This is a genomic window from Psychrobacillus insolitus (assembly GCF_003254155.1).
GTDB lineage: Bacteria > Bacillota > Bacilli > Bacillales_A > Planococcaceae > Psychrobacillus > Psychrobacillus insolitus.
On the sequence record NZ_QKZI01000012.1, the window covers coordinates 26,311 to 40,697 of the forward strand.

Sequence of the window (14,387 nt, forward strand, 5' to 3'; positions counted from 1 at the left end):
TATGGCCTGTGTGTAGTAATGTAACCAAATATTACGTTAATCATTAACCTACATAAAAAACGAGAGAAAGTAATAGTAAACATCCATTTTTTCTGCAGGGACTCCTACATACAAAAAGAAATTTTGACTTCATCTCCACTCACCTAGCATGATCATGTCCCCTAAGTAATATTGGTTCACATCGTAAGCATAAAAATCAGGCTTGTATCTCCCTAATACTTATTACATAAATAAGTTCCATATCTACACAGACATCTATTATCATAATTAAATATCTTTTAAATAATTATTTAGGTGGGTAGTTATATGCGGTGATAGGCTTATTTCCATTTTACTTCTGCTGCAACATAAAAAAAATTGACAACCAGAGAATTAGCCAAGGAATTAGAGGTAACTGAACGTACCATTCATCGTGATATGAAAAGATTGAGTACACCAGGTATTCCCCTTGTGGCTGAGCACGGTAAGTCACAAGGATGAAGATTACTTAAATAATAACTAATTCATATACTCTCTATAACCATACAAACCAAGATAAGATCAGTATCAAATACATAGTCTATCTAGATTCAAACCAAAGGAGAAAAGAAATATGTAAAGGCATAGTGGAGTATTGAATTAACCAGTGTTATTTATTCTTACTTCAGTGAGTAAGTGTACGTTTAAATCCTTGTCGTTCCTCAGTTTATCTAAGTAATTTATTAATCGATGATAGCCACCAATAATCTCTAAGCTTTCAATTTGTTCAGCTACCATTTCTTGTACATATTTTGTAAAACGCACTGCTGAATCTTTTTTCAATTGAATGATATACGCGATATATAGCTCTACCGTTGTCCAGCCTGTTTTGGAGTGGCGACCTTTCCCCGTTGTTGTTTTTAGTAACTTAGTTGATAGCTTAATCAAATTATTGAGTGTGCTACTGGCAATACCTACAGTTTCACATATCTCCTTTTGCGTACGCCAAATAAACGGCTCAGAACTGCTTTTTTCTGCCGTAATATATTTGACCATATCTTCTTCCCATTCATCATAATGACTACGCTGACGATCCTCACGTGCCTTTTTATGCTTGTACCAAACTTTATTGCCGAAATACAATGGAATATTCTCGGCTCCCTGTACATATAATGCAAGCAACTGCTCAACGTATTCCTTCTTTGCTCCTTTATAACGACCAGAATATGCCGAAGAGATAATTGCCTTCATATCTTGAGCAGATAATGGATATCGTAAATTAGTATTATATTGATCTAGTAAATCGAATGTAAGAGAATTCTCTTGTCCATCTTGAAAACATACTAAAGCTAGCGTAAACAATACATTATTTCGCCCAATTTGTCCTTTTTCTCCTTTTACGTCTGTTGCGTGAATCAATTTATTAAACCACTCAGAATGAATTAAAGATGTTACGTGCATTTTTTTCGGCACTATATATAAAGAACGTCCCAGATCATCATCTTTCTGTTGTGACCACTTAATAAGTGTCCCTGGATGATAAATGGCTGTTTCATCAAACCATTCGATATTATGGCTATTTGGCATACGGAAAAAGCCAAAATCATTACAATACATATCTGCATCGACCGACTGCAAACTACGTTTAATATTATCCGAAATACGTTTGGCTACTTTAATGCTACGAAACTCTTTCTTGTTTGAAATAAAAATAGGTGTCTCAAGTGCAAAAAATACATGGTAGCCTCGATCTGATGACAAAATAAGTGTTGGTTGACCTATGCTTTGATCTAAACATGCAAGTAAAATATCCTGTACGCTATGCTTTTTGGTATCAATGTCGACCACAAAGGTATTAATCTGCTGTAGATTTTCTTCTACAAAACCTTTAATTAAACGTCGGTCTTGATCGGCATATTGATAGCGTCGATAAACGTTTGGTGTGAAATGTGTAATTTTATTAGCTTGCTCAATTAACGTTTCGTTCGACGTAATGATATACCCCTTCACGCCTCCAGAAGTAAAATGACTTTTATCACGCACAGCAAATACAGCACCCTTTTTATGGAGCATATCTGCTTTTGTAGCTTCTACTCGCATTGGCAAAGCTGCTTTTGAATGCTTCGTTTTATATTTGGTTAAACCCTCTTGCATCAATATATTGATTACACGTGTTAACTTTTCATCCGTTTTATGCTCCTGAAGCGCAAAAATAGCCATCAGAATCCACCTCCATAATTTCGGTGAACGCCAATGGCTATAACAAATATGTATATTTCGTATACTAAAAAAGAGTACACAAAGAATATTTTCAATCATCTATATTGAAAATAAGAACCGGTTTTGTTATAATAAGTACATTAACATTTAGTAAAATACATAATCAAAGTGTTGGTAGCACGATGATTATAAAATGTACCATTGAGGTTCACCTATTAAGTTTTTATTGTTTAGGCAAGGCTGAGCTTCACCTATTAAATTTTTATTGTTTAGGCAAGACTGAGGTTCACCTATTAAGTTTTTATTGTTTAGGCAAGATTGTGTAAAGTCATTCCAGTCCCGCAAAAGACTTAAGGAATGGCTTTTTTATTTTGCCTAAAACTATCTAATTACCATGAAACCATAAAATAATAGTGTTGTAAACTGCTAGAAATCATTATTAAACCTACTTTTCTCCACACTTTTCTACTTTTCCACTTTTGTTGGGAAGTTCATGTTTCTCGCAAAAGTGGAAATTTCTACTTTTCTACCTTTGCGAAGTAGAAATTAATAATAGTCTGTTTTTTTATTATTAAAAAACCCTTGCTAACCAAGTAATAGCAAGGGTTTTCATCATTTTCTCAAATATCATATTTTCTCGCAAAAGTAGAAATTTCTACTTTTGTTAAGTAGAATAAACTTCTCGCAAAAGTAGAAATTTCTACTTTTCTACTTTTGCGAGAAGTTTATGAAATATTACATTTGTGTTACATTTTATTTTTCATCAAAATAATACGCCATTTTACTTTTCTAGTGGAAAAATCAACTTAATCCGTTCCATAGATTTATTAATAAAGAAAACGACAAATCCATACCTTATCAGTAGCAAGTTTTGTAATTTCCAACATATTAAAGTAGCAAACTGTTTTTTTATTGAATGCATTCATGTTTTTATCATGATGCTAGATCTTTCATTTAAATGCAGTTCAATCTTCAATGATATAAAGATCCCTTCCACTAAAATCCCCCTTATTTTCTTATGGCATAAGTCTAATTCAAAATCAGAATATTTTACAGATTTTTCTTTCTATTTAGGTGTATTTATGTTCTTTTAAACGAAATAAAGGAATTAGAATCTATAAAAACAAGATCTACTGTATCTTTGAAAAATACGATATGATAAAATATACAAAAGTAGAAATTTGCAAAGTAGATTTTAGCAAAGTAGATTATTGTTATTTACTCTATATAAAACTAGTAAAATAAAAGGGGATGTAGGGATGGCTCAAACAATTGTAGTAGGAAACTTTAAAGGTGGAGTAGGAAAAACTAAGGTTTCAGTTATGGTTAGTTGGGAACTTGCTTACGAACGTAATAAAAAAGTTCTTTTAGTAGATATGGACCCACAAGGAAACGCAAGTACACTGATTGCACGTTCAACAGGTGTGCCAGAGATTAATACAAGTATTTTTGATGGCTTTAAAAATGGTTCTTTAAAGGAATGTATTGTCGAAGTGACAGATAATCTGCACATGATTCCTGCACAAGTATCGTTTAAGAACTTGCCCAAATTTTTATATCAAAACGTCAAAGAAGAAATCGATCAAGTTTCCTATTTAAAGAAGCTACTTGATCCTATTCGGGATGACTATGATTATATTTTCATTGATGTACCACCAACAATAAGCGACTTCTCAGATAATGCGATGATGGCGTCTGATTATGTATTAATCATTCTTCAAGCGCAAGAGCTGTCACTCGAAGGTGCCGAGACATACGTAAAATACCTTCAATTCATGGCTGATAACTATGATGCTAATATTCAAGTAGTCGGTGTTCTACCTGTTCTACTTCGTCCTGGTGGGCGCGTGGACATGTCTACTATTGAACGTGCGACGGAAATATTCGGTGAGGACAACGTAATGAAGAGTGTTATCAAACACTTAGAACGACTAAAGGCTTGGGATATAACAGGTATCACGAATAATGACCAACATGACAAAAAGGCACACCGTGTATTCTTAGATGTAGTCGATGAAATGGTTGAAAAACTTGACCACTTCGAGGAGGCTGGAAAATATGAATAACCAAAAAGGTGGATTAATCCAAAAAAAGAAAAAGCCTTTGATGCAGCCCCCTGCCCCAGTCAAGAAAATACAAGAAATGGATTTCGGCTATTCTGAAGTAGTAAATACAGAAGTTGCACCTACTCAAGAACTAGTGAAGGAAATAACAAGAGTAGAACCTGCTCAGTCACGTAAAAAGCTTGGTGTCGGCAAAATGAACAGCACAAAAAGCATTAAAGTACCTACCGTCATACATAGTGAAATTTTTTTACTAGGCTCTTTCATGGATGAAAATAAAACCTATACCATTTTACAAACGTTAATTGATAGTTACGTAAAAAATGAGCTAACAGATCGTCAGCAACGTCAGTTTGATTTCATGGTTGAGGCGTTTCATGAAGAAAAGTAACAAAATAACACCTAACAAAAGTAGAGATTTCTACTTTTGTTAGGTGTTATTTAGAATTCCATTTTGTTTTGAAGAACAATTTGTCGTGAGTGAAATTAGTGGGTCGTCGCAAGATATTTTAAAAAGTAATTAGGTTCACGTCACAGTTAATGATGTTGTAGCATTTGAAAAAGACAAACGGATAACCAAAAAAGATGAACCTTTACAAGGTAGAGCAAAACTCAAAAACGCTGGTTAGTGTTTGGGAGGATTAGTTACTAAGAGTAAATTATCCTTATTGGAATATTTTAATTAAGCGTCCTCTAGCTGAGATTCAGGTCAACTAGTAGGGGATTTGTATACTTCGTTTATTCTCCTATTTCCTTGTGCTAATTCTCCTATTTGTTTAGGAGACATACTCAGCACCTTATAGAGTGCACATCACATCTTCGCGGGGGTTATGTAGCCTTGGGGATGATATTAAGATCGACCGCCAAGCCTCTTTCTCTAGGAATCACGGGAACAAGTGCAAGCACTTTCTCGATCAGAAAAGTTCTCTTCGAATTCCTTTTAAAACAATAAGCCTGGAATACATCACCTTGAATTTTAATGATTTGCACTCTTCTCTTACTCATTTCACCAATTCTTGAAAGATACATTAACTCGACAATCCAACCACGATTTAAATAACTCTCTAACTCGATGCGCACATTTGTTCCCTCCCATATATCTATTATATGCGAACGTATGTTTTTTCTGTATAAAATATACACGTTTAATGTAAATTATCCCAGTTTGAGAGTAATCTTTTGTACGAAATTATGGAGAAAGAACAGCGATACACTTGCCATGAAGAATCGGATCATAGACCAAGAATAAGCAAAATACGTACATCTAAGACCTCTAAAAAGGAAGGAACGCAAATGCAGCGTTCCTTTTTTATTTGCATTTTTTCGATTTCTTTCGCCATACGGAAACGCCAAAATCTTGCGTTTCCTTCAACATGTGCGTTCAACTATAGCAATCAGCGCGGCAGATTCTGCCTACCACACTGCTATCTAAGTTTCACCTAAAAACGCAAGGACCGTTAAATTTTTTTTGCTTAACGGCTACACCTACAAATAAATTTTAAGCTATTGCTACGCAATTCCTTGTCATTTTTATTGCTGCACATGTTTACATGGCATAGCCAAGAAAACGGAAAAAATTCAGCCTTCCGACTTCGATTACGGCTCACAAAATCAAAAAACATAGGAGGAAATAAAAATGACAAAATTCAATCCAATCTTTGAAATCGTAAGCATCAAACAAGTTGTTCGTGAAAATCATGAGGCTACAGAAGTGTATAAGGTTCGTAGTCCAAAGGATTGCGGAATGTTAGCAGTAGATTTAATCGGTAGCGAAGATAGAGAGGTTTTACTTGTTTTATGTTTAAACACTAAAAATGATGTTGTAGCCATCCATCGTTGTCATGTAGGTTCACTAAATTCAAGCATCGTACATCCAAGGGAAGTATTTAAATCAGCTATTCTCAACAATGCCGCAAGTATAATAATTTCACATAATCATCCTTCGTTTAATTGTTCACCAAGTAGCGAAGATATTGAAGTCACAAAACGTATACAAGAAGCCGGTCTTATATTAGGCATTGAGCTACTTGACCATCTGATTGTGACTCCAGGTTCATACTTAAGCCTGAAAGAAAAAGGATATATGAATTAACAAGAACAAGAGGGCTTCGCCCCTCTTGTTCTTGTTAATTTCAAAAATCCCGGGCGATTTAGCCTTGTTAGCAAGGTTAAATCGCATAATTCAAAAATAAAAAAGTTGGACAATAAAATCAAAAGAATATCTAGAGTATTTCTATCAGTGGTCACTAGTAGTGCAATGAACAAGCAAAAATAAGGATAGGACAAGTAAATTGAAGCAACTTAAATGACATATTTAGTACAATCAACGCACGATTCTTCCTCTAAATAGCGTCCACAAGTGGTCCACTATTTAGCAGACGGATAACTTTTTAAATGAGTTATGAAAGAGAAATTTCCTTTTACCTTTTAAAAATTACGTCAATAAATTTACATCTACAATTTCATCAAAATTTAGCTGAAATGAATGCATTTTATCTTCGGTTTTAATGGTTTTCCGGTTCAAGTCAATAATAGTTGAGTCCAACCAAATAGATTGATGTTCTTTCGGTAAAATAACAGGCATACAGTCATGAATATCTTTCATCAGGTCATTTGGTTCTGTCGTCAGAAACGTGCATGTATGAATGGCTTCCCCGGTTGGCGATTGCCATGTATCCCATAATCCAGCTACAGCAAATAACGAATCGTCCTTCATTTTAACTCGCATTGACGTTTTCTTCTTTTCAACTCGTTTCCATTCAAAAAACGAATCCATTGGAATCAGGCAGCGTCTTTGAGAAAAGGATTTTTTGAAACTAGGCTTTTCATGGATTGTCTCCGATCGTGCATTGATTAACTTTGAAGCTGTTTTATCATCCTTTTCCCAAGAAGGAATTAACCCCCATTTTAGATTACCCATTCGATTCATACGGCCATCATTAATAATTGCCACTACCTTTTGCGTAGGAGCAATATTAAAGCTCTCCGTATAGTAATGCTCATCAAATGCTTTTTGAATATCAAATTGATCTATTATTTCTTCGTACGTAGCAAACAAGGTAAAACGTCCACACACAGTCCACCCCTTTATTTCGTTTAAATATATGATGAAGTTGAATATTTAACTATTCAATTACACTATAAGGAGACACACATCCACAAATAGTGAGTTGCAGTCAAGTACTAAATCGATTTATTATTTGAACAACCATCACTTATGACAATATTGTGAAAATTCTTTTTTGATGCATAATTCGACACTTTATACGTTTTCAATAGGATACAATTGAAAAGTTGTTTTATTATTTAAACTAAAGGATCACCGATGAATAAAGCTAAAGAAATTTGATGGAGGAATTATTATGAAAAATGGTTTGTTAGAAAATACATTAAAACATGAAATTGAAATGAAAAGAAAATTTATGTATGAAAAAGCTATAGATTTAGGGTTCACACATCCACAAGTAGTATCTTGCAGTCAAGAATTAGATAAGTTACTTAATAAGTATCTTGCGTGATTAAACAACTTAATTAAACGGAGGAATGTTTATTAATATAGCTAAAATTAAGTACCCTAGCATTCCATAAATCCAGTCAGATTGAATATAAAATTCGATTTGATTGGTTTTATTTTTTTGAATTCTAGAGCTTCTACCCCTAATAATTCGATTCGCTTTCCTCCACACAGTAATACAGCCAATAAAATTGTCTTTCTTTAAATATTCTTATAGGAAAAAAGAAAACATACACAATGTAAAAGAGCCTCTTTGACGTAAAGCACTGACCTAAACAAATGAGACAAATAAAAGCACCTTTCCCAATAATCATAAAGGGGAAACAGTGTTTTGAAATGTGACTACTGATTGAATTATGTCAAAAAGGTTTGAAAAGCAGTGCTTATATTTTTATACAGTAGACCCGCCATATAGGAGCTTATAAGATAATAGATGTGGGATTTATTACTATTAGTAATAACTACATATAGTTTTGTATAGGTAAATATTATGTATCTCTTTCATTTCTATTGTCGCTGTTTGTTGCTGTTGTACTTGGAGTTCTTCCCTTTTATCAGTGGTCCACTTGTGGTTACTGTGATGTGTGCGTCCCCTTCTTCTTATCTCCTTCACTCTAAAGACGTGTAAGGCGTTATGTAAGAGGCTGTACAGTGTTTTTTAGAACGGCTGTACTTTGCTTTGTCTTTGCATTTCAACTAGATGTGAACCTTGTTCATACAGTTCTTCTAATGTGATTCCTCTTTTTTTAGCAGTACGTTTAATTAAATTAATTTCTGATTGCATAGCATTGGATAGAATACCTTGATCTATCTTTTCATTTATAAAATAATAAAACCCTGCTACCATTTCTGTTTCCATTTTATCATAAAGAGAATCATCCATTTATCGCACTCCTTTTTAATCCACACTAAACATATTGGATTAAATATATTATACCCCTCTTTTAAGGAAATGTCCCTAAAAAATAGTGTTTGTAAGAATTAGTAGCTATTCCTTTTCCTTGATGAAAAGAAAGAATAGACATGGGACTTATCCAATGCTGTACATATTTCCCTCATAAAGCGCAGATGCCACCTACAATAGTGTTAAAAGATAATACTTGATAAAATCCATCATTACAATTATTCACTTCTCGTAATTACTCTTTCAAAGGTTTTATTTGCTAGATTTGTATCGTAATCTTTATATTTCTCCAATAAAGGCATAAAAGCTTTAACTCGAATTTGAACCTCCCACGACTAAAGTCACGAGTGTGCGGCCACAAGTTAATCAATAAATTTTGGGCTGTAATACCGGTGATTGTAAACAGATAGCATTTGATGTGTAAAGAGGTATATGTTTTCATATTTACTTAATGGTCTACTCCACCCATTCCCAATTCCCCTTATAGTGCTTTTTCAATCACATCTGTTTTATTCGTTTCTACTCCATGCTTTTTAACTTCTCAACCATTTTGTCTAAAAGAGCTGCATGAACTTCATCCAGTCTGATGTTCATTTGTTTTGCCATTTCCATCTACCCCTATCTATTTGCTTTGTTACTCTCACCATATCATGTGTATATACACTTGCATATACACTAAGTAAACATATAAATAAAAAAAGAGTTGCAAAAGCTACCTAAATTGTACAAACAATAAAATTTATTAATTATTGACTTAATCCTTAATATATCAGCATAAAATACTTCAGCAAGTCACCATGATTTAAAAAGAAAAGGCTATGTTAAAGGTAAAGGTAAAGGTTGTTTTAAAATGCACATAAAAAATGAGCTAGGATATGTTCTCCAAGCTCATTTTATTTTGATGCCCTTTTTTGCTAAAGCACCCGTTAGTTGAATAAGAACAGAGACGCTTCTTAAACAATCGCGTCCGATTGCTTAAGCCTATTTTTTATCAGATTTATTTTGTAAATAAAGTTTATTCGATTTATAACCAAATAATAAATATAAAATTATTGTAAGGGGAATAAATGACCAAGCGAAACCTCGCATTAGTGCCAATGGTGTTTCAAATAGAAAGGAAAACCAGAATGATGTTCCTGTTTTATCCCATAAACCAGGTGTAAAATAGAGTTCTTTTGGATTAATAAACGCCTTAAAATCAATGATATCGGTCAAATAAAACACTACTAATAATGGTAAAAAACTCATAGCCAACTCAAAACTCATATTCGCATACCTTTTATACCTGGCAGCTTTTGAATTATTGTCAGAAAAAATATCATCTCCATCGGTATCACCAGTTTTTTTAAAGTACTGCATTCCCGAGCTTTTGGAGCCAGCGAGATGCTTCCAGCCACTATCCTCAAACATAGTACAATAGTCGATGAAATCCTCTTTTCTCCTAAATTTTCTAAAGTCGATTTTTATAGTTGCCGTTTCAGACCTCTCACGTTTAAATTGATAACCCAAGGAAGTATTTTGCAAATGGTAACCGTTATTTGCCATTTGCTCTAGCCATTTTTCTTCCTTTTCAAAGTCGATAAAGAATTTAAACTTATGCATCTTCAACCCCTCCATTTCCCAATGCTGTAGGCGGTAGCAATTTGTCAGTAATATAGGTGATATGCTTCATTCGTTCACAGTCTAGTCGCAGCATTTCTATGCCCTTTTCTGTGATGACATATGTTTTTCTACGTTTATCCGTACTCTTTACTGCTTTTATTAATTGCTGTTTAAGTAAATTTTCAATTGCTCCATACATCGTACCCGCAGCAATCTTCACTGTTTGATTACTTAATTGCTCGACTTTTTGCATCATAATATAACCGTGAGCAGGCTCAAGTAAGGATAATAAAGTATAATATGTTGTTTCCGTCAACGGTAAATGCTTATTTAAGTCCATGTCATTTAACACTCCAATACTCAGTTAAACTATACATTAACACTGTATAGTTTGATTGTATACAGTTTGACTGTATAAATCAATAAAAAGAGCCCATTTCAAATATACAAAAGAAATGGTTCTTATAGTCATCTGCCCAATTAATCTGCCCCCATTTCTTGTGCTAAACTGCCCCGTGAGTTCAATAAGAAAAAAAGGCTTTACTCCTTTTTGAAGTAAAGCACCCGTTACTTTAAGTACATTCGAAACCGACAGTTATCCATGAAACCACCAACCAACAAGAGATATAGCCCCTACTCCCCAAGCAGTGGTACCACATATCCACCAAATTACAGATTTAGCTTTTGATAAATTTTCCTTGTCTTCCATATTCGCTTTTATAAAAGCGACCTTACTTTCCATACCTTTTTTCATAGAAACGAGAACAACTAATCCGATTAGCATGAAACCAGTAGTTATCCAGAGTAATAAGTCCACCTTCTATACCTCCTTTTTTTATGAATTACTTTCCTTTCAATCTTCTTTATTCATTTAACCTGCTGCTTTACTTTAATACGTTTGAAACAAATAGATGTTCCAATTTTATATAAATTTTCCATTTATAATAAGTAAAAATCTATATGGCTTATTGAACTAAACTGCTACGTTGGTTTAAGTGTAACATTTCACATTGTATCGCCGAAATCAATCTTGATGTTTTGGACGTAAAAATAGACCATCATAATGATGGTCTTGTTTAGCTAAAGCACGACGTTAGTTCAATAAACATGTTTTAACTTTGTTCAACAATTGGGCAATTTAATGGAGAAAGAATATCTCAAGCAAAGTTGTATGTATGTTAATGATAGTATTTAGTTAAAAAAGATTGTACTTATACTAAAGTGCAATATCTTCTATTAACTAAAAATACCATTAGGGTAATGCATTGAAGAAGTTATATTCCCCAGTGCATCCCTTATTCTATTGCGATAGTAAGCTAGGCTTCAGAGCCGTCAACTGTTTTGTTGAATTTCTTTCTCATAAAGGGCTTTTTAAAACTGATTTCGGCAGCTAAGACACCTATTAAAATTAGGATTGCCCCTACATATCCTTTTACTGGGAGTGTTTCACCTACGAAAATAAAAGCAAATAATGCCGCGAAAACTGGTTCTAATGAAAATATAAGACCGGTGTGCGTTGGAGTGGTATGTTTTTGTGCTACAGCTTGGCCGATAAATCCAATAGCACTGCATAGGACACTTAATGCCATGATTGAAACCCATGATTCAGTCGTGCTAGGAAGATGTGGCTTTTCAAAAAATAAGGAAAATAGCAGTCCCCATGCTCCTGCAACCCCCAGTTGTATAATTCCAAGTGTGATCGAATCAACATTTTTCGTCAACTTAGCTGTAACGATGATCTGTATCGCATAAAACAATGCACCCAAAATGATTAGGTAGTCTCCGGAATTTATCTTTAATTCGTTATTAAATGTTAAAAGAGCAATCCCTATAATAGCAATACCCACGCCAATTACGACTCTTTTTTCGGGTTTTGTTTTGAAAAATATCGCTAATAACAACGGGACAAATACAACTGAGAGACTAAATAAAAATCCCGCATTAGAAATAGACGTGAACTTTAATCCAATAGTGACAACAGAAATTAATGAAAATAAGATGGATCCTAATATAAATCCATAAAAAAACGTTTTAAAATTAATACGAATTAAACGCTTGTAAAATACAGCCCCGGCTAAAATAAAGGCTATGCCAAAACGTAATGCTATTAAGTTAAACACTTGTAGAGAATCGAGACCCATCTTCATAAACAAATAGGATGTACCCCATAATATAGTAACAATCAACATCATGAAATCTGCTTTTAATTGAGTGTCAAATCTTCTCTCATTTCCTATCCCAAGCAGTTTATTCTGATTCATTTTCTGGTCACCTACCTTATCCCGAATTGATTATTAATTAGTATAATTGTAAGATGAAGATTAGAAAAATGAATGTTTTTAAATGCTTGCATGAAATAAATTAATGTAAATGGAGTGGTAAAACTGTCTCTTGCTAAGTTTGAAATATTTAGTGCCGTTGTAGAATTAGGGAGCCTCACTAAAGCGGGTGAAACACTTGGTTTAACTCAATCCGCTGTAAGTCATGCCATTGCCAGCCTTGAATCAGAATGTGGATTTTCTATACTCAATCGAGGACGTTCGGGTATCCAATTGACCAGTAACGGAGAACGAATCTTAAAGTACATACGAGAAATTCTAAAGTGGAATGAAGAAATGGTTCAAGAAATAGCTAATATCAATGGCCTGGAAGTCGGTACAGTAAGGATTGGAACGATCTCGAGTGTGTCGATTCACTGGCTACCAGAAATCATGAAAAAGTTTAATGAAAATTACCCTGCTATCGAAATCAAACTGATGGAAGGGGATTATGATGATGTCGAGCATTGGATATCAACAGGTTTGGTTGATTTTGGCTTTGTGTCACTTCCCACTTTGCAACACTTTGAAGCGATGACATTAAAAAAAGATAGAATGCTCTGTGTCCTTTCAGATGCACACCCACTTGCCGAGCAAAAGGAGATTAGTTTTGAAATGATTAACGAGGAGCCTCTCATTAAGTCGAAAAAAGGGAGCGATAACGATTTAATACGAATTTTAAAAGAAAACAATATCACACCTAATATAAAATTTGAACTTGCAGATGATCAAGCAATTATTTCAATGGTTGAAAATGGTATGGGAATTAGTATCCTTCCTGAAATGGTTTTACATCGGGTTCCAAACAACGTTCGAATTCTTAAGTTAGAGGGAGAAAATTATCGTACACTTGGTATTGCTACTACTTCTTTTAAATCCCTTGCTCCGGCTACGAAAAAGTTCATTGATTATCTAAAATCATGGTTAAGTGTTAAGTGAACCTACACGCTTCCATACAATTTGAATTACTAGTTTTGCAAACGAATAGTTTTAGTAAATTACAAAGAAACCATGTTGACGAAGGAAATCATGAAAGTAATGATGAATGGTACAAGAAAAGAGGTACTTATAATTAGTAACCAACTGAATTGGATTCTTATTACCATTTCTGATTCTAACATTAATGTACATCTGATTCTGGATGAAGATGATATTTGGAATAATGAATAATATCGCATTCATAATGGCCAAAAAAGAGAATGTGCTTCAACTAACGGGTAGCTTTAGTTAAACAAGTCGCTGCCTGTGAGGGTAGCTTTTTCTTATTGAACTAACTAGCAGTTTAGTTCAATAAGCAGTTAATCGATTTTTGTTAATTCAAATGGAAAATTAACTAATAATTGAAACTTCTATACGTTTCGAACGTATGAAAGTAAAGGGCAGGTTAGTTGAAGAAGAATATTTGGTTATGAGGAGGGAAAAGTGTGAAAGAGTATCAATTTAAAAAAATAGATTATTCTGGAATAAAAGGTTTAAAAAGCAAACCAAAAGAAGACTATCAAGAAATAATTCATAATTACGCTAAAGAAGGATGGGAACTTGTACAAATATTTACACCCGGAACATCAACTTACGGAAGTGCTTCTTATATGGAAATTATATTCTCAAGAAATAAGGAGTAATATTTCCACATAGTATTGAGAAGTAGTTATTTAATTAGGCAACTATGAATTTAATAAAAGAAATAAGTTCTTATTCAACTAACGAGGTGCTTGTGCGGCCGAGCCTAGGTCGTATCATATAGCGGGTGGGATTCCCGTCGAGAAAGAACTAGCCATTCACTCGTAGCGAGTCTTGGAGGGCTAATG

At 33.9% G+C, this 14,387-nt stretch carries 14 protein-coding genes and 1 pseudogene; 7 read left to right on the top strand and 8 right to left on the bottom strand.

What is annotated here, in order from left to right; translation table 11 throughout:
- Positions 1-304: 304 nt before the first annotated feature.
- Positions 305-477 (top strand): annotated as a pseudogene (locus tag C7437_RS15560) (HTH domain-containing protein); the annotation flags it as partial.
- 141 nt (positions 478-618) lie between these two features.
- Here the strand turns inward: C7437_RS15560 and C7437_RS15565 are convergent.
- Positions 619-2,178 (bottom strand): primase C-terminal domain-containing protein, encoded by a 1,560-nt coding sequence (locus C7437_RS15565; protein WP_170122394.1) that lies wholly within the window; start codon positions 2,176-2,178, stop codon positions 619-621.
- Positions 2,179-3,437: 1,259 nt separating this feature from the next.
- On the opposite strand from C7437_RS15565, the gene C7437_RS15570 reads away from it, so the two are divergent.
- Both C7437_RS15570 and C7437_RS15575 read left to right on the top strand, forming a co-directional pair.
- Positions 3,438-4,244 (top strand): AAA family ATPase, encoded by an 807-nt coding sequence (locus tag C7437_RS15570; protein WP_111440929.1) that lies wholly within the window; start codon positions 3,438-3,440, stop codon positions 4,242-4,244.
- Positions 4,237-4,632, top strand: coding sequence for a hypothetical protein (locus C7437_RS15575; protein WP_111440930.1), 396 nt, complete (start codon positions 4,237-4,239; stop codon positions 4,630-4,632). Before C7437_RS15570 ends, C7437_RS15575 begins: the two co-directional genes overlap by 8 nt.
- A 437-nt stretch (positions 4,633-5,069) precedes the next feature.
- On the opposite strand, the gene C7437_RS15580 is transcribed toward C7437_RS15575, so the two are convergent.
- Entirely contained in the window at positions 5,070-5,321 is a 252-nt protein-coding gene (locus C7437_RS15580; protein ID WP_111440931.1) for a transcriptional regulator, read from the bottom strand.
- 556 nt (positions 5,322-5,877) lie between these two features.
- Here C7437_RS15580 and C7437_RS15585 point away from each other — a divergent pair.
- Entirely contained in the window at positions 5,878-6,333 is a 456-nt protein-coding gene (locus C7437_RS15585; RefSeq protein WP_111440932.1) for a JAB domain-containing protein, read from the top strand.
- A gap of 342 nt (positions 6,334-6,675) precedes the next feature.
- On the opposite strand, the gene C7437_RS15590 is transcribed toward C7437_RS15585, so the two are convergent.
- Positions 6,676-7,317, bottom strand: coding sequence for an SOS response-associated peptidase (locus C7437_RS15590; RefSeq protein WP_111440933.1), 642 nt, complete (start codon positions 7,315-7,317; stop codon positions 6,676-6,678).
- A gap of 286 nt (positions 7,318-7,603) precedes the next feature.
- On the opposite strand from C7437_RS15590, the gene C7437_RS15595 reads away from it, so the two are divergent.
- Positions 7,604-7,759, top strand: a complete 156-nt coding sequence (locus tag C7437_RS15595) for an aspartyl-phosphate phosphatase Spo0E family protein (RefSeq protein ID WP_111440934.1) — start codon at positions 7,604-7,606, stop codon at positions 7,757-7,759.
- Positions 7,760-8,413: 654 nt separating this feature from the next.
- Here C7437_RS15595 and C7437_RS15600 read toward each other — a convergent pair.
- From C7437_RS15600 to C7437_RS15625, 5 genes are all read right to left on the bottom strand, one after another.
- Positions 8,414-8,638: a hypothetical protein gene (locus C7437_RS15600; protein ID WP_111440935.1), complete on the bottom strand. Its 225-nt coding sequence runs from the start codon at positions 8,636-8,638 to the stop codon at positions 8,414-8,416.
- 1,002 nt (positions 8,639-9,640) lie between these two features.
- A complete protein-coding gene (locus C7437_RS15610) occupies positions 9,641-10,261 on the bottom strand; it encodes a DUF2812 domain-containing protein (RefSeq protein ID WP_111440936.1) in 621 nt (206 codons plus the stop codon).
- Positions 10,254-10,601 carry a PadR family transcriptional regulator gene (locus C7437_RS15615; protein ID WP_111440937.1) on the bottom strand — a complete coding sequence of 116 codons (348 nt, stop codon included), beginning with the start codon at positions 10,599-10,601 and terminating at the stop codon, positions 10,254-10,256. The genes C7437_RS15610 and C7437_RS15615 overlap by 8 nt, the downstream gene beginning before the upstream one ends.
- A gap of 255 nt (positions 10,602-10,856) precedes the next feature.
- Entirely contained in the window at positions 10,857-11,078 is a 222-nt protein-coding gene (locus C7437_RS15620) for a hypothetical protein (RefSeq protein ID WP_111440938.1), read from the bottom strand.
- A gap of 499 nt (positions 11,079-11,577) precedes the next feature.
- The gene (locus C7437_RS15625) at positions 11,578-12,522 is read right to left on the bottom strand and encodes a DMT family transporter (RefSeq protein WP_111440939.1); all 945 of its coding nucleotides are present in this window, start codon (positions 12,520-12,522) and stop codon (positions 11,578-11,580) included.
- Positions 12,523-12,645: 123 nt separating this feature from the next.
- Between C7437_RS15625 and C7437_RS15630 the strand changes: the two genes are divergently transcribed.
- Both C7437_RS15630 and C7437_RS15635 read left to right on the top strand, forming a co-directional pair.
- Positions 12,646-13,518, top strand: coding sequence for a LysR family transcriptional regulator (locus C7437_RS15630; protein ID WP_111440941.1), 873 nt, complete (start codon positions 12,646-12,648; stop codon positions 13,516-13,518).
- A 485-nt stretch (positions 13,519-14,003) separates the two neighbouring features.
- Positions 14,004-14,201 (top strand): DUF4177 domain-containing protein, encoded by a 198-nt coding sequence (locus C7437_RS15635; protein WP_111440940.1) that lies wholly within the window; start codon positions 14,004-14,006, stop codon positions 14,199-14,201.
- Positions 14,202-14,387 lie beyond the last annotated feature (186 nt).